The following is a 19,897-nucleotide window of genomic DNA, read 5'->3' as shown; positions in this document are numbered from 1 at the left end:
AACACCCATGCGATTCAAACGACCGCAGGTGCGCTACGCCGATACGCCGCAGCCTGCCACCCCGTATCAAGCCGCCGCCCAGGTGTGGGACGACCGTATCGGCTCCGCCCGCGTGCAGGCGAAGAATTGGCGCCTGATGGCCTTCGGCTGCCTAGTGCTCGCGCTGTTGATGGCCGGCGGCCTGGTGTGGCGCTCGGCGCAGTCCATCGTGACGCCCTATGTCATCGAGGTCGATCAAGCCGGGCAGGTGCGCGCCGTGGGAGAGGCCGCCACGCCGTACCGGCCCGGCGACGCGCAGATCGCGCACCACCTGGCGCGCTTCGTGACGCTGGTTCGCTCGCTGTCCATCGACCCCATCGTGGTGCGGCAGAACTGGCTCGATGCCTACGACTACACCACCGACAAGGGCGCGGCGGTGCTCAACGACTACGCCCGCACCAATGACCCATTCGCCCGCATCGGCAAGGAATCGGTAACGGTGCAAATCACCAGCGTGGTTCGCGCGAGCGACACGTCTTTCAACGTGCGCTGGACAGAGCAGCGCTATGTCAACGGTGCGCCCGCCGGCACCGAACGCTGGAACGCCGTGCTTTCGACCGTCCTGCAAACCCCGCGTACTGAACAGCGCCTGCTCAAGAACCCATTGGGTATCTACGTCAACGGCCTGTCATGGAGCCGCGAACTGGATTCTTCCGAAGGAGCCAAACCATGAAACTTCGTTTCCGCCTTTACGTTGTTCCTTTGACGCTGCTGGCCCTCGCGGGCTGCGCCTCGCAGGGGAAGCCGCCGCCATCCATCTCGCTCGACGAGACGGTGCTGGCCCAGCCGTTGCCCGAACCGCCCAAGCCCGTCGAAGTCGTCGCCGTCCCTGAACCGCTGGCGCTGCCGGCGCAGTTGAAGCCCCTGCCGGAACTCGATGAGGCCCCCGTTGCGCCGGAGCCGGCCGACGAAAAGGTGCGCGTTTCCCGTGCCAATGCAGAAGCGCGTATCGCGCCTACCCGTGAGGGCTACGTCAACGCGATTCAGGTGTGGCCGTTCACCGATGGCGCGCTTTATCAGGTCTATGCGTCGCCGGGGCGCGTGACGGTGGTTTCGCTTCAACCGGGCGAGGAACTGGTAACGGTCGCCGCCGGCGATACCGTGCGCTGGATCGTGGGCGACACGTCCAGCGGCGGCGGGGCCGATCTGCGCGTCAATGTGCTGGTCAAGCCTATCCGCTCCGGTCTGAAAACCAATCTCGTCATCACCACCAGTCGGCGCACCTACCTGCTGGAGCTGACCTCGACCGAGAGGGCATGGATGGCGTCGGTGTCCTGGGACTATCCGAAAGACCGAATGCTCGCGTTGCAGCGCCAGGCGCAGGCAGCGCAGGCAACAACGCCTGTCGATACGGGCCTGTCGCTGGACAAGATCCGCTTCCGCTACGCGGTATCGGGCAGCAACCCGCCGTGGAAGCCTCTGCGCGCCTTCGATGATGGAGAGAAGGTCTATATCCAGTTCCCGCCGGGCATCGCCCAGGGCGAGCTGCCGCCGCTGTTTGTCATCGGCGCGCAGGGCGACGGGCAACTGGTGAACTACCGTTTTCGCTCGCCGTACTACGTCGTGGATCGCCTGTTCGGCGCGGCCGAACTGCGGCTGGGCGGCGATGGCGGCGACGTGGTGCGGATCGAGCGCACCGATGGTGTTGCACGGAGGAACTGACCATGAGCCAGGATGACACTCCCGACCTTGCCGCGCCGCAGGCGGACAAGGTGGCGCCGGAGGCAGTGGCGCTGCGCGCCCAGCCGCGTCCAGTCACACGCCTGAACCGGCGCTCGCTGGCCATCCTTGCCGGCGTCCTAGCGGTCGCCGTGCTCGGCGCGCTGATGTGGTCGCTGCAACCTCATCGACGCAGCACAGGCGAGCAGACCGAGCTTTACAACGTCGATCGCGTGTCAAAGTCGGAAGGACTGGATGCGCTGCCGACGGACTATTCCAAGCTGCCGCCGGCGTTGCTGCCTGCCGTTCCCGAACTAGGGCCACCGCTGCCGGGCGATCTTGGCCCGGCTATCGTGAAGTCGCAGCAACCGGCGACGGCTGCCTACGCGGCCCCCGGTCACGACCCGAACGATGCCCTGCGAAAAGAAGCCGAGGCGGCCGCGGCCTCGTCCGTGTTCTTCCGCTCGGGTGGGCAGAATGCGGCGCCGGTAGCGCAGACACAGGTGGCCGCTGCGCCGGGCTTCGCCGCCAATGCGGCGTTTGACCCGCTGGCGGCCGGGCCGGCCTCCACGGCGGCCCAACCTGCTGACCCGACAGCGGTGCAAAACCGGCAAGACCAGAAAGAGGCTTTCATGAAAGCTGGCCCCACTGAAACCCGTAATTCCGGCAATCTGACTCTGCCAATTTCGCCGTATCAGGTTATGGCCGGAACAGTGGTCGCAGGTGCCTTGGTGACGGGCATCAAGTCGGACTTGCCCGGCGACGTGATCGCCACGGTGACGGAGCCGGTCTATGACACAGCCACCGGGCGCTTCCTGCTGATTCCGCAGGGTTCGCGCATCCTGGGCAAATACAACAGCCAGGTCAGCTACGGGCAGAGCCGCGTTCAAGTCGTCTGGAACCGGATCATCCTGCCGGACACGTCTTCGCTCACGCTCGACAACCTGGCCGGCACCGACCCAGCCGGCTATGCCGGGCTGGAGGACGATGTGGACTACCACTGGGGCCGCATCTTTGCCGGTGCGGCACTCACCACGCTGCTGGGCGTCGGTGCCGAGCTGGCCGCGCCGGAGAACCGGCAGGATGGTGATCGCGTCATCATCGCTGGGCGCGACAGCGCGCAGGACAGCATCAATCAGGTCGGCCAGGAGATGACCCGGCGCAACCTCAACATCCAGCCGACCTTAACGCAACGGCCGGGCCTGCCGGTTCGCATCATCGTCAACCGGGATCTGGTGCTGCGGCCGTACCAGCCGCTGTTCTTCAACCGGGGGACTTCACGATGAGCACGACCAAGAAGCTGCGGCTCGGCCCGCTGCCGAAGACCGAGAGCACCAAGCTGACTTTCGTTTGCCCGACCAGCTTGAAAGTCGACCTCGACCGCTACGCCGCGCTACACGCGCAGGCGTATGGCGAGGCCGTTGATGCGGCGACGCTGATCCCGCATATGCTGGAAGCGTTCATGGCGGGGGATCGAGGATTCAGGAAGGGCACGGCGACCCGCAGCACACCACCGAAGCCGCCATGATTGCACCGCATGCTATTCAACGGCATCCATCGAACGCGCAGCCCAGGCTGCGCGTTCTTCATTCTGGATGCCGCCGAGCCTGTTGGGCTATGATGATGCGACAGGCCCGCCGTTCCTCGGCAATCCAGCACTACACAGTGCGATGCGGCTTTCTCTCCCAACGCTCCTATGTCGCTCCTAGCCGACAACGCCGCTCTTCTTCTAAGCGGCCCCGAAAGGAGCTAACCTACTGTCCCATATACGGTTTCAAGTCCTTCTTGATTTGCGCGAAAGAATTGACACCGGCACTTTTTTGTTTTCTGCTACTTTTCACCCCTGTAGTGATTCCCCGACAGCGCCCGGTTTCATTGTCGCGATTCAGCGACATATAATTCATTGAAAATAAACATATTTACTATCCATAGGTTTTGCTGTCTCCTCCTGGCGACATATTTCTGCGTTGACCGATATGTTGTAGCGATTAAGACGACGCTTAACAGCATAATTTCCTTTTATCTTAAAATGTTGCGTCATGTAAAAGTTCTGCGTGTCATGTTGGCACGTTACGTGCAATAATATGCGTGTAGATGCTCATTCCATCTCTTATGTTCGCCTTCGTGCCTCATAAACTCCGGAATGACGCAGAGCCATTTACGGTGCTTATCGTCCACTGACAGATGTCGCTTAGGCCTCATCAGACACCATGGACATAACGTTGAGTGAAGCACCAAATATGTTGTCTTACAGACCTGTTTTAACGCCTGCTTTTATAGCAGGCGTTTTTTTATGCCTTATTCCCGATACCGGCGCACGATCAGGGCAACCATCACAAGGGCCCCTGACGAGACAGCATAGAGTGCGGCTACTGAGCCAAACCCGGCAGCCACTGCCGCTGCGATGCCGGTGAAGAGAGAGGCGCTGAGCGTTTGCCAGCGCCAGGCTTTACCACTGGCCGAAGCGGTTTGCGTAATATGAAAACAACTGAGAACGCCAAACGTCCCGGCCGCGAACAGAACATTCGAAGCCAGATGCGCGATAAAGATCATCCCCAGCGCACATGCCATCCACCCGGACAACAACGGCAGCATTCCATAAGCGGCCAGAAAGATGCCGAGACAAACGATGATGCGTGGCGTGCGAGCGGCAAAGCGCGTCAGGCTCTCTTTTTTTAGCAACATGGGGCCGCAAAGCTGTCCCAGGCTCCTGGCGAAAAGCAGCGGCAAAGCAAGGCCCGCCGCATCCTGAGGATGGAGTTGCTGTGCCAGTGCCGGAAGCAGTGCCATGGCCGGCGAGCCGACGGCCGCCAGCGCTGGCAGGATGAGCAGACTGCGTTTCTGCCGAACGTTCAACGTCCGCCAGCGTAATGCCGCAGGGGCTTCCTCTTCCTCGAGGGACGGGAGTGATGGCGCTGAAAACCGGCGTCCAGCCAGCCATAGCATGAGCAGTGACCCGAGAAAGCTGGCGGCATCAATGGCCAGCAGGGTAAATACGGATATCTTCTGAAACAGCACCACGCCCAGGCCGGTCCCCAGCAAAACCTGAGAAGCAAAAATCACATTTTCCAGACAGGTCGCAGCAGGCAGCTCCGCTTCGCTGAGACCGCGCTTGAAGAGCAACGTCAGCGCGGGCCAGCTCATCCCGCTGAGCAGCGCTTCGGTGGATTGCACGGCGAGTAACGCGGTAACGCTGTGATAACCCACACCAAGGAGGGGAAAGAGCAGGGCGAGCAATCCCAGTGCCTCGGTCAGTATCAGCAGGGCGATCGGAGAACATCGGGAGCACAGCTTTTCGCCGATCGTACTTCCGATAAACCCCGGCACCGTAGCGAAAAGAAAAGCGAGGGTGAGCAGTGCGGGCGGGGCTGACCATGCTAACAGCAAGCCGAAGACCACGACCTGGGTTAAGCCATTCCCCAGCGAAGAAAAGATAAAAGCACAAGCAAGGAGGCGCAGCCAGCGGTGGCAGCGCAGCGCTTCAATCAGCGCATACAGAAGCGAGTTCATGACGATTTCCTTTCAAAAACGATTTAATCCACGCTGCAGAATGTGCGCGTGTGTGAGAAAAAGTTAATGAAAAGAGATCGTTACATTGGCGGGCTCGTTTGCGGATGCAGGTGTAAAGAATGTAGCAGCAGAAAGGCGATAAAAAAAGGAGGCCGTTTGGCCTCCTTTTTGATTATTGCTGGGTACCGTTGTTTTGCAGGGTCAGCAACAGCCCGTCACGGCGCATGGCGGCGGCCTCTTCCGGCTTATGCTGCTTGTCCAGCGTATCGGCAAGCCAGGCGTAGTCGAAGGCGTCCGGACGCTGCTTCAGCGCTGCACGGAAGGCGAGGCTCGCCTCCTGCCATTCGCCGTGCTTCATCAACGACTGGCCGAGCGTGCTCCACAGCAGCGGTCGATCGCCGACGGTTTTAATCTGCTGACGCAGCACTTTTTCGATTTGCTCAGGATTGTTGGTTTTCAGGCGCGGGATCACCATCACCAGACGATCGTCGTACTGACGCTTCAGACCGTCGAGGAGGATCTCCTGAGCCGTGTCGTGATCGTCACACTCGATGAGGTGTTCCGCCATCGCCACCTGCAGAGGAACCTGCTGACGCGTTTTACGGCTCTGATTCTTCCACCACGTTTTCAGACCGTCGCTGCCCAGGTCTGCGCGCGCCTGATCCATCAGGCCAATCCACGCCAGACGCTGAAGCTCATCACGATGTTCATCGTCGCCCACCTCGGCCTTCGCCATCGACGGAATGATGTCCAGCAGTGAGCCCCAGGCGCCGGTACGAATATAGGCCTGCTCGGCAAGGCGCAGCACTTCCGGATGACGCGGCGCGACTTCCAGCAGACGGTCGATGCCGTGGCGAGCCGCGTGATTCTCATTGCGTGCCAGCTGCAGACGAACGCGCGTGATTTCCACCGGAATCGGGTCGCCGTGAGCCAGCTCAGCCGCTCGCTCCAGATGCTGATTAGCGCGGGCTTCATCACCGCGCTGCTGCGCCGCTTCGGCCGCCAGCAGATAGTTCACCACCGGCTGTTCGGCATGGTCGGCGTTTTTCGACATCAGCTTTTCAACCTGCTGATAGTCACCCTCTGCGAGCTTAAGCAGCGCCTGCTCGGTCTGTTTACGGGCGCGACGGCGCTTACGGCCAACGAACCAGCCGCGGGTATGGGCACCGGTACGGAAAATACGGCGCAGGATCCACTCGATCGCAAACAGCACCACCACGCCAAGGATCAGAATGATCGTCAGACCCGTTACGCTGGTTTCAATGTTGTAGTTATCGGTCTGGATCAGGACATAACCCTGATGACCCGCAAGCATAGGCCCCAGGACGATCCCGGCGATCAGCAGGATAAAGAGTAAGAGGACTTTTAGCATCGTTACTCTCCCTGCGGTGCGCTTTCAGGCGCAGGAGCCGGAGCAGGTGCCGCTCCGCTCGTCTGCTCAGCCGGCACGCCCGGCTGCGCCAGCAGGTTACGCACGCGCGTCTGCATCAGTTTCTCCAGAATCGGCTGGCTGGTCAGCTTGTCCGGCACGTTCATGGTGATGTTCTGCTGACTCAGCTTATCAATGTCTTCGAGTAAGGCGGTGGTCGTCGCATCATCGGTGTTGTAGTAAGCGCGTACCCACGTTGAGACGTTATCCAGCGCCTGTTTATAGGTCTCTTCCTGATGACGCGGCACGGCCTGGGCCGCCACCAGCAGACGGGAACGAATGTTCTCGCGCAGATAGATGTCCTGGTTCGGCGCGAGCAGCGGTACGGCAGTTTCGTCGCGACGGCGGATAGTGATAAAGCTGTCCATAAAGTTCTGCCAGCTTTTCTGCAGGTTTATGCGCCATTCGCTCAGCGAGCTGGAAAGCTCCGTACCGTCGGAATCCATCGGGGAGTCGTCGTCGTTGTTATCCGCCAGCTGCAGGTTATCAATCTGATTCGAAAGCTGGTTCACTTTGAGGATAATGCCGTCGTAATCCACCTGCGAAACGGCAGAGAGGCTGGCGATGTCTTCGGTAATCGCGCGACGGGCGGTAATGAGGCTCGGGTCGTTCATGTCTGCCAGGCTTGCATCGGCGCTTTTCAGCAGCGCGGCGGCCGTGGTGACGTCCTGATCGCTCCAGAGCTTACGTCCGGCGAGCTTCACCAGGAAGTCAGCCTGCGAGAGCAGCCAGGTTTTGGCATCGGTGCCGGAAATCGTGGCGACTTTCTGCTGAACTTCACCCAGCTGTTTGGTCAGCTCTTCCTGTTTGCTGTTCGCTTCGGCAAGCGCGGCGGCCTGCTGCTTAATCACGGCTTCCAGCTCGGTTTTCTGCGTCTCCTGCTCTTTTTGCAGGGCAGTGAGCTGATTCACCAGCGCATCGCTGGTGGACGTCTGGTTAGCGCTCTGTTGCTTCACCAGCCCGTACAGGCCAGCCCCCGCTGCCAGCGCAATGGCGATGGCAATCGCGCTCAGCGTGAGGCTTGTTTTGTTGCTGCCGTTTTTCTTCTCAGCGGTTTTCTCAGTCGTCTCTGGCTGTGGCGTCGTCTCCACAGTCTCCCTGGTCTCTTCAACCACGGCGGAGGATTTGTCGTGTTCCGTCATTATGGCTTCCCATTTGAGAGTTATTGTAATGCGCGCAGCAGCGCATCGTTGTCGGCGTTATCAGCGATCCGAATATCCTGCCAGCCCAGTTCCCGGGCCTGGTTCGCCAGACGCTCACTGACGACCAGAAGCCGACAGCGGAGTAACCAGTTTTCGCGATACCAAAGCGGTATCAGCGCCCAAAGCTGTTGTAACATTTCACCGCTGGTGACCACCAGCGTATTGATGCCTCGCGCGTGCCAGCGCATCGCCTCTTCCGCGCCATCGTAGTGTTTTGCACAGCGCTGATAGCACTCAACGAACGTCACGTTCGCACCACGTTCACGCAGCGTTTCGCCCAGCAGCTCGCGCCCCCCATTGCCGCGCAAAATGAGCGCACGCTTTCCGGCAACAGTTTGTAATTCAGGTAATTGTAGCAAGACTTCAGTGATTTCCCGATCTAACGGGTAACGAACGTCCGCGCCGCTTACGGTATGCAGCGCCAGTGCCGTTGTGCGGCCAATCGCGAAATAGCCGGGGGCGGTTGGCCAGGCCATGTCCTGCTGCTGCAGCTGTGCGTGGGCAAATTCCACGGCATGCTGCGACAGCGCAAACAGCAGGTCACCGTCCTGAAGGGTATTCATCTGGTCGGCGAGCGCAGAGAGCTCGCGACCGGGGGAGAATTCAATGAGCGGAAAACTCCAGGCCACCTGCCCCAGTGCGCGCAGACGGCTCACTAACTGCTCTCCTGCGGGAGAAGGGCGGGTGACGAGAATACTCATGCAGGGGGCTCTCCATTATATACGTCAGCCAGGATCTCGCGGGCGCCGTTATCCAGTAACTCTTCCGCCAGCGACACGCCAAGCTGCTCGGCATCTTGCGCGTTACCGCGACGTTCGCCGCGCACCATCTGCGAACCGTCCGGGGCGCCTACCAGCGCGCGCAGCCACAGTTCGCCATTCGTCAATTCAGCATAGCTGCCAATTGGCACCTGGCACCCGCCTTCGAGGCGGGTATTCATCGCCCGCTCCGCTTTTACGCGCGTAGCGGTTTCGTCATGATTCAGTGGGGCAAGCAGCTCGCGGGTACGCACATCGTCCAGACGGCACTCGATGCCGACGGCACCCTGGCCAACAGCGGGCAGTGAGAGCTCTGGCGGCAGCGCTACGCGAATACGTTCTTCCAGCCCCAGACGCTTCAGGCCGGCAACGGCGAGGATAATGGCATCGTAATCGCCGTTATCCAGCTTGCCCAGACGCGTGCCGACGTTACCGCGCAGCGAGCGGATGATCAGGTCAGGACGACGCTCCGCCAGCTGACACTGACGGCGTAAACTCGACGTACCAACCACGCTACCCGCTGGCAGCGCGTCGAGCGAGTCATAGCGGTTAGAGACAAACGCATCGCGCGGGTCTTCACGCTCGCAGATGGTCACTAGCCCCAGCCCTTCCGGGAACTCGACGGGCACATCTTTCATCGAATGTACGGCGATATCGGCGCGGTTCTCAAGCAATGCCAGTTCCAGTTCTTTGACAAACAGGCCTTTGCCGCCCACTTTCGCCAGAGGCGTATCGAGGATCACGTCACCGCGCGTGACCATCGGCACCAGCTCGACGCGCAATCCACTGTGGCAGGCTTCCAGGCGCTGCTTCACATAATGTGCCTGCCAGAGCGCGAGAGGGCTTTGGCGTGTGGCAATTCTCAAAACATTGTCTAACATGCTTGTTACCGTCATTATCAATCGCTAACCATCCTAACATTGTTGACTCTGGGATGGCAGTTTTACGGTTGATGAAGAGTGAGAGGGACAAGGCGGCGTATTCGTCAGCCAGAGCCGTATTCAGGAATTTACACGTACAGAACGGTGCTACACTTGTATGTAGCGCATCTTTCTTTACGGTCAATCGGCAAGGTGTTAAATTGATCACGTTTTAGACCATTTTTTCGTCGGTACCACCAAAAATGATAAGGGCGAAAAAGGGTAACGGTTATCTTTTTGAAATACTGCGGGTCCGCTGTTACTCGTGTTTTGAATAGCTGCGACACCCGGAAACATCAGGCGATACGTCTTGTACCTCTATATTGAGACTCTGAAACAGAGACTGGATGCCATAAATCAACTGCGTGTGGATCGCGCGCTTGCTGCTATGGGCCCTGCTTTCCAGCAGGTATACAGTCTGCTGCCGACATTATTGCACTATCACCACCCTCTGATGCCTGGCTACCTTGATGGTAACGTTCCCCAGGGCATTTGCCTTTTCACGCCTGATGAAACCCAACAGCATTATTTGAACGAGCTGGAACTCTACCGGGGCATGCCGCCACAGGAGTCCCCGAAAGGTGAACTGCCGATTACCGGCGTTTACTCTATGGGGAGCACCTCATCGGTAGGGCAAAGCTGTTCTTCTGACCTGGACATCTGGGTCTGTCATCAGTCCTGGCTCGATAACGAAGAGCGTCAGCTGCTGCAGCGTAAATGCAGCCTGCTGGAGAGCTGGGCGGCCTCGCTCGGCGTGGAAGTGAGCTTCTTCCTGATTGATGAAAACCGTTTCCGCCATAACGAAAGCGGCAGTCTGGGTGGTGAGGACTGCGGCTCGACCCAGCACATCTTATTGCTGGATGAATTCTACCGTACTGCCGTTCGTCTGGCCGGGAAACGTATTCTGTGGAATATGGTCCCGTGCGAAGAAGAAGAGCATTACGACGATTACGTCATGTCGCTTTATGCGCAGGGCGTACTGACGCCAAACGAATGGCTGGACCTCGGCGGTCTCAGCTCACTGTCTGCGGAAGAGTATTTCGGCGCAAGCCTCTGGCAGCTCTATAAGAGTATCGACTCACCGTACAAAGCGGTGCTGAAAACGCTGCTGCTTGAAGCCTACTCCTGGGAATACCCGACGCCGCGCCTGCTGGCAAAAGACATCAAGCAGCGCCTGCACGACGGGGAGATCGTCTCCTTCGGGCTGGACGCTTACTGCATGATGCTCGAGCGCGTAACCGAATACCTGAAAGCCATTGATGACACCACGCGTCTGGACCTGGTACGTCGATGTTTCTATCTCAAAGTCTGTGAGAAGTTGAGCCGCGAACGCGCCTGCGTGGGCTGGCGTCGTGAAGTGGTCAGCCAGTTAGTGAAAGAGTGGGGATGGGACGACGCGCGTCTGTCCATGCTCGACAACCGGGCCAACTGGAAAATCGATCAGGTGCGTGAAGCGCACAACGAACTGCTCGATGCGATGATGCAAAGCTACCGTAATCTGATCCGCTTTGCGCGCCGCAACAACCTCAGCGTTTCCGCCAGCCCGCAGGACATCGGGGTATTGACCCGTAAGCTGTACGCCGCGTTTGAAGCGCTGCCGGGTAAAGTCACGCTGGTTAACCCGCAGATTTCGCCTGACCTGTCAGAACCGAACCTGACCTTTATCTACGTGCCGCCGGGCCGCGCGAACCGCACCGGGTGGTATCTGTACAACCGTGCGCCAAGCATGGATTCCATCATCAGCCATCAGCCGCTGGAATATAACCGCTATCTGAACAAGCTGGTGGCCTGGGCCTGGTTTAACGGCCTGCTGACCTCGCGCACGCGCCTGTTTATCAAAGGCAACGAGGTGGTCGATCTCGCTAAGCTGCAGGAGATGGTCGCGGATGTGTCGCACCACTTCCCGCTGCGTCTGCCTGCGCCGACGCCAAAAGCGCTCTACAGCCCGTGTGAGATTCGCCATCTGGCGATCATCGTCAACCTGGAATACGACCCGACGGCGGCCTTCCGCAATCAGGTGGTCCATTTTGACTTCCGCAAGCTGGACGTCTTTAGCTTTGGCGAGCAGCAAAACTGCCTGGTGGGCAGCGTGGACCTGCTGTACCGCAACTCGTGGAACGAAGTGCGTACCCTGCACTTCAACGGCGAGCAGGCGATGATCGAAGCGCTGAAAACCATTCTTGGCAAGATGCACCAGGATGCCGCGCCGCCGGACAGCGTGGAAGTGTTCTGCTACAGCCAGCACCTGCGCGGGTTGATTCGTACCCGCGTGCAGCAGCTGGTCTCCGAGTGTATCGAGCTGCGTCTCTCCAGTACCCGTCAGGAAACCGGGCGCTTTAAAGCGTTGCGCGTCTCCGGCCAGACCTGGGGCCTGTTCTTTGAACGTCTCAACGTGTCGGTACAGAAGCTGGAAAACGCCATTGAATTCTACGGCGCGATTTCGCATAACAAGCTGCATGGCCTGTCGGTGCAGGTGGAAACCAACCACGTTAAGCTCCCGCAGGTGGTGGACGGCTTTGCCAGTGAAGGGATTATTCAGTTCTTCTTTGAAGAGTCGGGCGACGATGCCGGGTTCAACATCTACATTCTGGATGAGACCAACCGCGCCGAGGTGTATCACCATTGTGAAGGCAGTAAAGAGGAGCTGGTGCGCGACGTCAGCCGCTTCTACTCCTCTTCGCATGACCGCTTTACCTACGGCTCAAGCTTTATCAACTTTAACCTGCCGCAGTTCTACCAGATTGTGAACGTCGATGGCCGTGCGCAGGTGATCCCGTTCCGCACTCAGGCCGTCACGCCTGCCGCGCCTGCCAATCAGGACACCGCGCCGCTGTTGCAGCAGTATCTCTCCTGAGCCTTTTCGCCGGGTGGCTAATGCTTACCCGGCCTACGGTTCGAGCCGTTGTAGGCCCGGTAAGGCGCAGCCGCCACCGGGCAACAAAACTACCTGAAACGCACTTCCTCACCCGCCTGCGCGGTCGCGGCCTGTTCCAGCAGATCCCAGAACGGTACGCCGCTACGGTCGCACACCCACTCATCACCCTTCAGATCGAAGTGATAGCCGCCCTGTTTGGCCGCCAGCCACACCTGGTGAAGCGGCTCCTGACGGTTAATAATAATTTTGCTGCCATTTTCGAAGCTCAGGGTCAGAATACCGCCGTTGATTTCACAATCGATATCGCTGTCGCCGTCCCAGTCGTCAAGACGCTCTTCGATGGTCATCCACAGGTTGTCGGCAAGGCGATGGAATTCACTGTCGTTCATGGTTTTGTTCCTGTTTTTCGTGATGCCGGCAGTATAACCCTAAATAATTCCCGTTGCAGGAAAGCGGCAAACTCTTGCTTTTGTGTCTTCTCCTGCGATGATAGAAACAGATTTGAACTTACGGGCAACTTTATAATGAAAAACGCTTTCCGAACGCTTGCCGTTCTCATCACGCTGTTTAGCCTGACTGGCTGCGGACTGAAGGGACCCCTGTACTTTCCGCCTGCGGATAAAACCGCACCGCCGCCGACGAAACCGGTTAACAGCGGCATTGAGTCTTCCACGCCAGATACTAACGACCGTGGCGACAACGGCGGCCCGACTCAGGTTAATCTCTGACGACAACGTTCTGTACCCGCGCAATGGAGCAAATGATGCAGTTCTCTAAAATGCATGGCCTTGGCAACGATTTTATGGTCGTCGACGCGGTAACGCAGAATGTGTTTTTCTCACCGGAACTGATCCGTCGTCTGGCGGATCGGCATCTGGGCGTGGGGTTCGATCAGCTGCTGGTGGTTGAGCCGCCGTACGATCCCGACCTCGATTTCCACTACCGTATTTTTAACGCGGACGGCAGCGAAGTGAACCAGTGCGGCAACGGCGCGCGCTGTTTCGCCCGCTTTGCCCGCCTGAAAGGGCTGACTAACAAGCGTGATATTCGCGTCAGTACAGCCAATGGTCGCATGGTGCTCAGCGTCACCGATGATGAGCTGGTGCGCGTGAACATGGGCGAGCCTAACTTCGAGCCCTCCGTCGTGCCGTTTCGCGCAAACAAAGCGGAAAAGACCTATATTATGCGGGCGGCCGAGCAGACAGTATTGTGCGGCGTCGTCTCTATGGGTAACCCACACTGCGTGATTCAGGTTGATGATGTGGAAACCGCGGCGGTCGAAACGCTCGGCCCGGTGCTGGAAAGCCACGAACGTTTCCCGGAGCGCGCGAACATCGGTTTTATGCAGGTGGTGAAGCGCGAGCACATTCGTCTGCGGGTTTACGAGCGCGGTGCGGGCGAGACGCAGGCCTGCGGAAGCGGAGCCTGTGCGGCAGTGGCCGTGGGCATCTCCCAGGGGTTACTGGCTGAAGAGGTTCGCGTGGAATTACCGGGCGGTCGGCTTGATATCGCCTGGAAAGGACCGGGTCATCCACTGTATATGACGGGCCCGGCGGCACATGTCTATGACGGGTTTATCCATCTATGAAACAACCAGGGGAAGAACTGCAGGAAACAGTGACGGAACTGGACGACAGAGCTGTTGTTGATTATCTGCTGCGCAATCCTGAGTTTTTTATTCGCAATGCACGCGTCGTCGAAGAGATGCGCGTGCCGCATCCGGTTCGCGGAACCGTGTCGCTGGTGGAATGGCACATGGCGCGCGCGCGCAACCACATCAGCCAGCTTGAAGAGAACATGACGCTGCTGATGGAGCAGGCCAGCACCAATGAAAGCCTGTTCTATCGTCTGCTGCATCTGCAGGCGCGTCTGGCGTCGGCGCACAGTCTTGACGAGTTCCTCAGCCGCTTCCACCGCTGGGCCCGCGAGCTGGGGCTGGCGGGTGCAACGATTCGTCTTTTCCCTGACCGCTGGCGCATCGGCGCACCGTCGGGATTTACCCATCTGGCACTGAGCCGTCAGGCGTTTGAACCGCTGCGCATTCAGCGTCTGGGCCATGAGCACCACTATCTGGGGCCGCTTAACGGACCTGAGCTGCTGGTGGTGTTACCGGAGGCCAAAGCGATTGGCTCGGTGGCGATGTCGCTGATGGGGCGCGATGGCGATCTGGGCGTCATCTTATTTACCAGCCGCGACGCGCATCACTATGAGCAGGGGCAAGCCACGCACCTGCTGCAGGAGATCGCCCTGATGCTGCCTGAGCTGCTGGAGCGCTGGATTGAGCGCGTATGACGGACGGACTGCTCGCCACTGACGTCTCACGCTTTCTGCGCTATCTCGGCGTGGAACGCCAGCTTAGCCCCATTACGCTGCTTAACTATCAGCGTCAGCTTGATGCCATCATGCAGATTGCCGACGAGATCGGCCTGAAAAGCTGGCAACAATGTGATGCTGCGACGGTACGCGCGTTCGTCGTGCGTAGCCGCAAAAAAAACCTCAGCCCGGCAAGCCTGGCGCTCAGGCTCTCTGCGCTGCGCAGCTTCTTCGACTGGCTGGTCAGCCAGGGCGGCATAAAAGCCAACCCGGCAAAAGGGATCGCCACGCCGAAAGCGCCGCGCCATCTGCCTAAAAATATCGACGTTGACGACGTAAACCGCCTGCTGGATATCGATCTGAACGATCCGCTGGCCGTCCGCGACCGCGCGATGCTGGAGGTGATGTACGGTGCCGGGCTGCGTCTGTCTGAACTCGTCAACCTCGACCTGAAGCATCTCGACCTGGAATCTGGCGAAGTGTGGGTAATGGGGAAGGGCAGCAAAGAGCGCCGCCTGCCGATTGGCCGCAATGCGGTCTCCTGGATTGAGCACTGGCTTGACCTGCGCGGGCTGTTTGGCACCGACGAAGATGCGCTGTTCCTGTCGAAACTCGGCAAGCGGATCTCGGCGCGTAACGTGCAGAAGCGCTTTGCGGAGTGGGGCATTAAGCAGGGGCTAAACAGCCACGTGCATCCGCACAAGCTGCGCCACTCCTTTGCAACACACATGCTTGAGTCGAGCGGCGATCTGCGCGGCGTGCAGGAACTGCTTGGCCACGCAAATCTGTCGACCACTCAAATTTATACCCACTTAGACTTCCAACACCTCGCCTCGGTGTATGACGCGGCGCATCCACGCGCCAAACGGGGGAAATAATGCGTTTTTACCGCCCACTCGGTCAGATCTCAGCCCTGACGTTTGACCTTGATGACACTCTTTATGACAACCGCGAGGTGATCCTGCGTACCGAGCAGGAGTCGCTGGCGTTTGTGCAGAACTATCATCCCGCGCTGAAGACGATGCAGAACAAGGACTTCCAGAAGCTGCGTCAGTCCCTGCGGGAGACCGAGCCGGACATTTACCACGACGTGACCGAATGGCGTCGTCGCGCGGTTGAGCAGGCGATGCTGAATGTAGGCCTGAGTGCGCAGGATGCCGCGATTGGGGCGGAAGCGGCCATGGAAAACTTCGCCAAATGGCGCAGCCGTATCGACGTGCCGCAGGAAACCCACGACACGCTGGCGACGCTTGCCGAAAAGTGGCCGCTGGTGGCCATCACCAACGGCAATGCCCAGCCGGAGCTGTTCGGCCTCAGCGATTACTTTGAATTCGTGCTGCGTGCGGGTCCTCACGGGCGCGCGAAGCCGTTCAGCGACATGTACCATCTGGCGGCGGATAAGCTTAACCTGCCGCTGGGTAAGATCCTGCACGTGGGGGATGACCTGACCACAGACGTGGCGGGCGCCATCCGCTGCGGCATGCAGGCCTGCTGGATCAAGCCGGAAAATGCTGACCTGATGATCGCCTCCGATAGCCGTCTTCTGCCGCACGTGGAAATTTCGCGGTTGGCATCCCTCACGACGCTGATATAATCACCAGTAATATTGTATAAATTACCAGGGTTTTGCTGTTGTAGGCCCGGTAAGCGAAGCGCCACCGGGCGTTTTGCTCTGTTCCTGAATACTATGTGACGGTGCCAATGGACGTTTCTTACCTGCTCGACAGCCTTAATGACAAACAGCGTGACGCGGTTGCCGCCTCGCGCACCAACCTGCTGGTGCTGGCTGGAGCGGGCAGTGGTAAGACGCGCGTGCTGGTTCACCGTATCGCCTGGCTGCAGAGCGTGGAAAACTGCTCGCCGTACTCCATCATGGCGGTCACGTTCACCAACAAGGCGGCGGCGGAGATGCGCCACCGCATCGCCCAGCTGATGGGCACCAGCCAGGGCGGGATGTGGGTCGGCACCTTCCACGGTCTGGCGCACCGCCTGCTGCGTGCGCACCACATGGACGCCAACCTGCCGCAGGATTTCCAGATCCTCGACAGCGAAGATCAGCTCCGTTTGCTGAAGCGCCTGATCAAGGCGATGAACCTCGACGAGAAGCAGTGGCCGCCGCGTCAGGCGATGTGGTACATCAACGGTCAGAAAGACGAGGGGCTGCGCCCGCACCACATTCAGAGCTTCGGCAACCCGATCGAGCAGACCTGGCAGAACGTCTACAAGGCCTATCAGGAAGCGTGCGATCGCGCCGGCCTGGTGGATTTCGCCGAGCTGCTGCTGCGCGCTCACGAGCTGTGGCTCAACAAGCCGCACATCCTGCAGCACTACCGCGAACGCTTCACCAACATTCTGGTGGACGAATTCCAGGATACCAACAACATCCAGTACGCATGGATCCGCCTGCTGGCCGGCGATACCGGCAAGGTGATGATCGTGGGCGATGACGATCAGTCGATCTACGGCTGGCGCGGGGCGCAGGTGGAGAACATTCAGCGCTTCCTCAACGATTTCCCCGGCGCGCAAACCATCCGTCTGGAGCAGAACTACCGCTCTACCAGCAATATCCTGAGCGCGGCTAACGCCCTGATTGAGAACAACAACGGGCGTCTGGGTAAAAAGCTGTGGACCGACGGCGTCGACGGCGAACCGATTTCGATTTACTGCGCCTTCAACGAGCTCGACGAAGCGCGCTTCGTGGTCAACCGCATCAAAACCTGGCAGGACAACGGCGGCGCGCTGGAGCAGTGCGCCATTCTCTATCGCAGCAACGCCCAGTCGCGCGTGCTGGAAGAGGCGCTGCTGCAGGTGGGGATGCCGTACCGCATTTACGGCGGTATGCGCTTCTTCGAACGTCAGGAAATCAAAGATGCGCTCTCGTATCTGCGTCTGATTGCCAACCGTAACGACGACGCGGCGTTTGAACGCGTGGTTAACACGCCGACCCGCGGGATTGGCGACCGCACGCTGGACGTGGTGCGTCAGGCCTCGCGCGACCGTCAGCTGACGCTGTGGCAGGCGTGCCGCGAGCTGCTGCAGGAAAAAGCGCTTGCCGGACGCGCGGCCAGCGCCCTGCAGCGCTTCCTTGAACTGATTGACGCCCTGGCGCAGGAAACCGCCGACATGCCGCTGCACGTGCAGACCGACCGGGTGATTAAAGACTCCGGCCTGCGCACCATGTACGAGCAGGAAAAAGGCGAGAAGGGCCAGACCCGTATTGAGAACTTAGAGGAACTGGTCACGGCAACGCGCCAGTTCAGCTACAACGAAGAAGACGAGGACCTGATGCCGCTGCAGGCATTCCTCTCCCACGCCGCGCTGGAAGCGGGTGAAGGGCAGGCGGACACCTGGCAGGATGCGGTTCAGCTTATGACCCTGCACTCCGCCAAAGGTCTGGAGTTCCCGCAGGTGTTTATCGTCGGGATGGAAGAGGGGATGTTCCCGAGCCAGATGTCGCTGGATGAAGGCGGACGTCTGGAAGAGGAGCGTCGTCTAGCCTACGTGGGCGTGACGCGAGCGATGCAGAAGCTGACGCTGACCTACGCTGAAACCCGACGTCTCTATGGTAAAGAGGTCTACCACCGTCCGTCGCGCTTTATCGGTGAACTGCCGGAAGAGTGTGTCGAAGAGGTACGTCTGCGGGCGAGCATCAGCCGTCCGGTCAGCCATCAGCGCATGGGCTCGCCGATGGCGGAAACCGACACCGGCTACAAGCTGGGCCAGCGCGTGCGCCATTCGAAGTTTGGCGAAGGCACCATTGTGAATCTGGAAGGCAGCGGCGAGCACAGCCGCCTGCAGGTGGCGTTCCAGGGGCAGGGGATCAAATGGCTGGTGGCCGCCTACGCGAAGCTGGAAACAGTCTAACTTTCAGAAAAATATCATTATTTTGTAATAATCTGCTAGCCTTATACGTTGAAGGTCAATTAATGCCCTTCAGCGTTTCGTTGCGTGTTGACGCCACAGTTATAGCTGGCGTAACATGCGCGCACGATTACGCTAAGAGGACATTCGCCTTGGACACACCCAGTAGATACTGGCTCAATTCCCTGTCATCCAGGAACAACTCCTAAGGCTATCTCCTCTTGCTGATGGCCTTAGTGGTTGTCAGCGACTGCATTATTCCCGTCGCGCTGAGTCAGGCTGTTTAATGGTCTGAAACCCAATTTGTTTCTGTGTGCCCACCGAACTGTCCGATATTTTTTGCATTGGGAGTCCCGGTCATGTTGAGCGCATTTCAACTCGAAAATAACCGACTGACTCGGCTTGAAGCCGAAGAGTCACAGCCCCTCATTGATGCCGTATGGGTGGATCTGGTCGAGCCGGACGACGATGAGCGCCTTCGCGTACAATCTGAGCTGGGGCAAAGCCTGGCAACGCGCCCGGAACTGGAAGACATCGAAGCATCCGCCCGTTTTTTTGAAGACGAAGACGGCCTGCACATTCACTCCTTCTTCTTCTTCGAAGATGCCGAAGACCACGCGGGCAACTCCACCGTGGCATTTACCATTCGCGACGGCCGCCTGTTTACCCTGCGCGAGCGTGAGCTACCGGCATTCCGCCTCTACCGCATGCGCGCCCGCAGCCAGGCGATGGTGGACGGCAACGCCTATGAGCTGCTGCTCGATCTGTTCGAGACCAAAATTGAACAGCTGGCGGATGAAATTGAAAACATCTACAGCGATCTGGAAAAGCTGAGCCGCGTGATCATGGAAGGCCATCAGGGCGATGAGTACGACGAAGCGCTTTCGACGCTGGCGGAGCTGGAAGATATCGGCTGGAAGGTGCGCTTGTGTCTGATGGATACCCAGCGCGCGCTGAACTTCCTGGTGCGCAAGGCGCGTCTGCCGGGCGGTCAGCTGGAGCAGGCGCGTGAGATCCTGCGCGATATCGAATCCCTGCTGCCGCACAACGAATCCCTGTTCCAGAAGGTCAACTTCCTGATGCAGGCGGCGATGGGCTTTATCAACATCGAGCAGAACCGCATCATTAAGATCTTCTCGGTGGTGTCCGTGGTGTTCCTGCCGCCGACGCTGGTGGCGTCCAGCTACGGGATGAACTTTGAGTTTATGCCGGAGCTGAAGTGGAGCTTTGGTTACCCGGGGGCGATTATCTTCATGATCCTCGCCGGGCTGGCGCCGTATCTCTACTTTAAGCGTCGTAACTGGCTTTGAGAATCCGCCCGGTGGCGCTAC

The 19,897-nt window shown here is 59.2% G+C and carries 19 protein-coding genes; 13 read left to right on the top strand and 6 right to left on the bottom strand.

From position 1 onward, the window contains the following. The first annotated feature begins 7 nt into the window (after positions 1 to 7). From trbF to ACVCAM_RS14155, 4 genes are read left to right on the top strand one after another with little or no spacing between them, the layout of a single operon-like run. On the top strand, positions 8 to 712 hold the full coding sequence (gene trbF / locus ACVCAM_RS14170; RefSeq protein WP_001211312.1) for a conjugal transfer protein TrbF: 705 nt from the start codon (positions 8 to 10) through the stop codon (positions 710 to 712). Next, positions 709 to 1,701 carry a P-type conjugative transfer protein TrbG gene (gene trbG, locus ACVCAM_RS14165; RefSeq protein WP_000776560.1) on the top strand — a complete coding sequence of 331 codons (993 nt, stop codon included), beginning with the start codon at positions 709 to 711 and terminating at the stop codon, positions 1,699 to 1,701. Before trbF ends, trbG begins: the two co-directional genes overlap by 4 nt. 2 nt (positions 1,702 to 1,703) lie before the next feature. Beyond that, a complete protein-coding gene (locus ACVCAM_RS14160; protein WP_003092274.1) occupies positions 1,704 to 2,984 on the top strand; it encodes a TrbI/VirB10 family protein in 1,281 nt (426 codons plus the stop codon). Next, positions 2,981 to 3,226: a DUF2274 domain-containing protein gene (locus tag ACVCAM_RS14155; protein ID WP_000108283.1), complete on the top strand. Its 246-nt coding sequence runs from the start codon at positions 2,981 to 2,983 to the stop codon at positions 3,224 to 3,226. The genes ACVCAM_RS14160 and ACVCAM_RS14155 overlap by 4 nt, the downstream gene beginning before the upstream one ends. A gap of 770 nt (positions 3,227 to 3,996) precedes the next feature. Here the strand turns inward: ACVCAM_RS14155 and ACVCAM_RS14150 are convergent. The 5 genes from ACVCAM_RS14150 to hemC all read right to left on the bottom strand — a co-directional run bounded on the left by ACVCAM_RS14150 (position 3,997) and on the right by hemC (position 9,478). Beyond that, the gene (locus tag ACVCAM_RS14150; RefSeq protein WP_407223747.1) at positions 3,997 to 5,208 is read right to left on the bottom strand and encodes an MFS transporter; all 1,212 of its coding nucleotides are present in this window, start codon (positions 5,206 to 5,208) and stop codon (positions 3,997 to 3,999) included. Positions 5,209 to 5,380: 172 nt separating this feature from the next. Further along, positions 5,381 to 6,580 carry a protoheme IX biogenesis protein HemY gene (gene hemY, locus ACVCAM_RS14145; RefSeq protein ID WP_008501551.1) on the bottom strand — a complete coding sequence of 400 codons (1,200 nt, stop codon included), beginning with the start codon at positions 6,578 to 6,580 and terminating at the stop codon, positions 5,381 to 5,383. A gap of 2 nt (positions 6,581 to 6,582) precedes the next feature. Next, on the bottom strand, positions 6,583 to 7,779 hold the full coding sequence (hemX, locus tag ACVCAM_RS14140; protein WP_407223746.1) for a uroporphyrinogen-III C-methyltransferase: 1,197 nt from the start codon (positions 7,777 to 7,779) through the stop codon (positions 6,583 to 6,585). Between the two features lie 20 nt (positions 7,780 to 7,799). Then, positions 7,800 to 8,540, bottom strand: coding sequence for a uroporphyrinogen-III synthase (gene hemD / locus ACVCAM_RS14135; protein ID WP_023326284.1), 741 nt, complete (start codon positions 8,538 to 8,540; stop codon positions 7,800 to 7,802). Beyond that, on the bottom strand, positions 8,537 to 9,478 hold the full coding sequence (hemC, locus tag ACVCAM_RS14130) for a hydroxymethylbilane synthase (RefSeq protein WP_032635435.1): 942 nt from the start codon (positions 9,476 to 9,478) through the stop codon (positions 8,537 to 8,539). Before hemC ends, hemD begins: the two co-directional genes overlap by 4 nt. Before the next feature lie 349 nt (positions 9,479 to 9,827). On the opposite strand from hemC, the gene cyaA reads away from it, so the two are divergent. After that, positions 9,828 to 12,371, top strand: a complete 2,544-nt coding sequence (cyaA, locus tag ACVCAM_RS14125) for a class I adenylate cyclase (protein WP_248226284.1) — start codon at positions 9,828 to 9,830, stop codon at positions 12,369 to 12,371. Between the two features lie 89 nt (positions 12,372 to 12,460). Here cyaA and cyaY read toward each other — a convergent pair whose 3' ends face one another. Further along, positions 12,461 to 12,781 carry an iron donor protein CyaY gene (cyaY, locus tag ACVCAM_RS14120; protein ID WP_008501546.1) on the bottom strand — a complete coding sequence of 107 codons (321 nt, stop codon included), beginning with the start codon at positions 12,779 to 12,781 and terminating at the stop codon, positions 12,461 to 12,463. Positions 12,782 to 12,916: 135 nt separating this feature from the next. Here cyaY and lptM point away from each other — a divergent pair, with 135 nt between their 5' ends. From lptM to corA, 8 genes are all read left to right on the top strand, one after another. Then, entirely contained in the window at positions 12,917 to 13,120 is a 204-nt protein-coding gene (gene lptM / locus ACVCAM_RS14115) for an LPS translocon maturation chaperone LptM (protein WP_021242847.1), read from the top strand. A 35-nt stretch (positions 13,121 to 13,155) separates the two neighbouring features. After that, positions 13,156 to 13,980 (top strand): diaminopimelate epimerase, encoded by an 825-nt coding sequence (gene dapF / locus ACVCAM_RS14110; RefSeq protein ID WP_248226290.1) that lies wholly within the window; start codon positions 13,156 to 13,158, stop codon positions 13,978 to 13,980. Beyond that, a complete protein-coding gene (locus tag ACVCAM_RS14105; protein WP_008501544.1) occupies positions 13,977 to 14,684 on the top strand; it encodes a DUF484 domain-containing protein in 708 nt (235 codons plus the stop codon). Before dapF ends, ACVCAM_RS14105 begins: the two co-directional genes overlap by 4 nt. Next, complete coding sequence (gene xerC, locus ACVCAM_RS14100) at positions 14,681 to 15,583, top strand: tyrosine recombinase XerC (protein ID WP_008501543.1); 903 nt, start codon at positions 14,681 to 14,683, stop codon at positions 15,581 to 15,583. Before ACVCAM_RS14105 ends, xerC begins: the two co-directional genes overlap by 4 nt. Then, positions 15,583 to 16,299, top strand: coding sequence for a 5-amino-6-(5-phospho-D-ribitylamino)uracil phosphatase YigB (gene yigB, locus ACVCAM_RS14095; RefSeq protein ID WP_023293565.1), 717 nt, complete (start codon positions 15,583 to 15,585; stop codon positions 16,297 to 16,299). Before xerC ends, yigB begins: the two co-directional genes overlap by 1 nt. A 107-nt stretch (positions 16,300 to 16,406) precedes the next feature. After that, positions 16,407 to 18,569: a DNA helicase II gene (uvrD, locus tag ACVCAM_RS14090; RefSeq protein WP_025912241.1), complete on the top strand. Its 2,163-nt coding sequence runs from the start codon at positions 16,407 to 16,409 to the stop codon at positions 18,567 to 18,569. A gap of 149 nt (positions 18,570 to 18,718) precedes the next feature. Then, positions 18,719 to 18,775, top strand: coding sequence for a YsgD/CorL family protein (gene ysgD / locus ACVCAM_RS14085; RefSeq protein WP_212743980.1), 57 nt, complete (start codon positions 18,719 to 18,721; stop codon positions 18,773 to 18,775). A 150-nt stretch (positions 18,776 to 18,925) separates the two neighbouring features. Next, positions 18,926 to 19,876, top strand: coding sequence for a magnesium/cobalt transporter CorA (gene corA, locus ACVCAM_RS14080; RefSeq protein ID WP_008501540.1), 951 nt, complete (start codon positions 18,926 to 18,928; stop codon positions 19,874 to 19,876). The last annotated feature ends 21 nt before the right edge of the window (positions 19,877 to 19,897 follow it).

It is taken from the genome of Enterobacter sp. CFEC122, from assembly GCF_052983755.1.
This window is presented reverse-complemented; position numbering and strand designations above follow the sequence as displayed.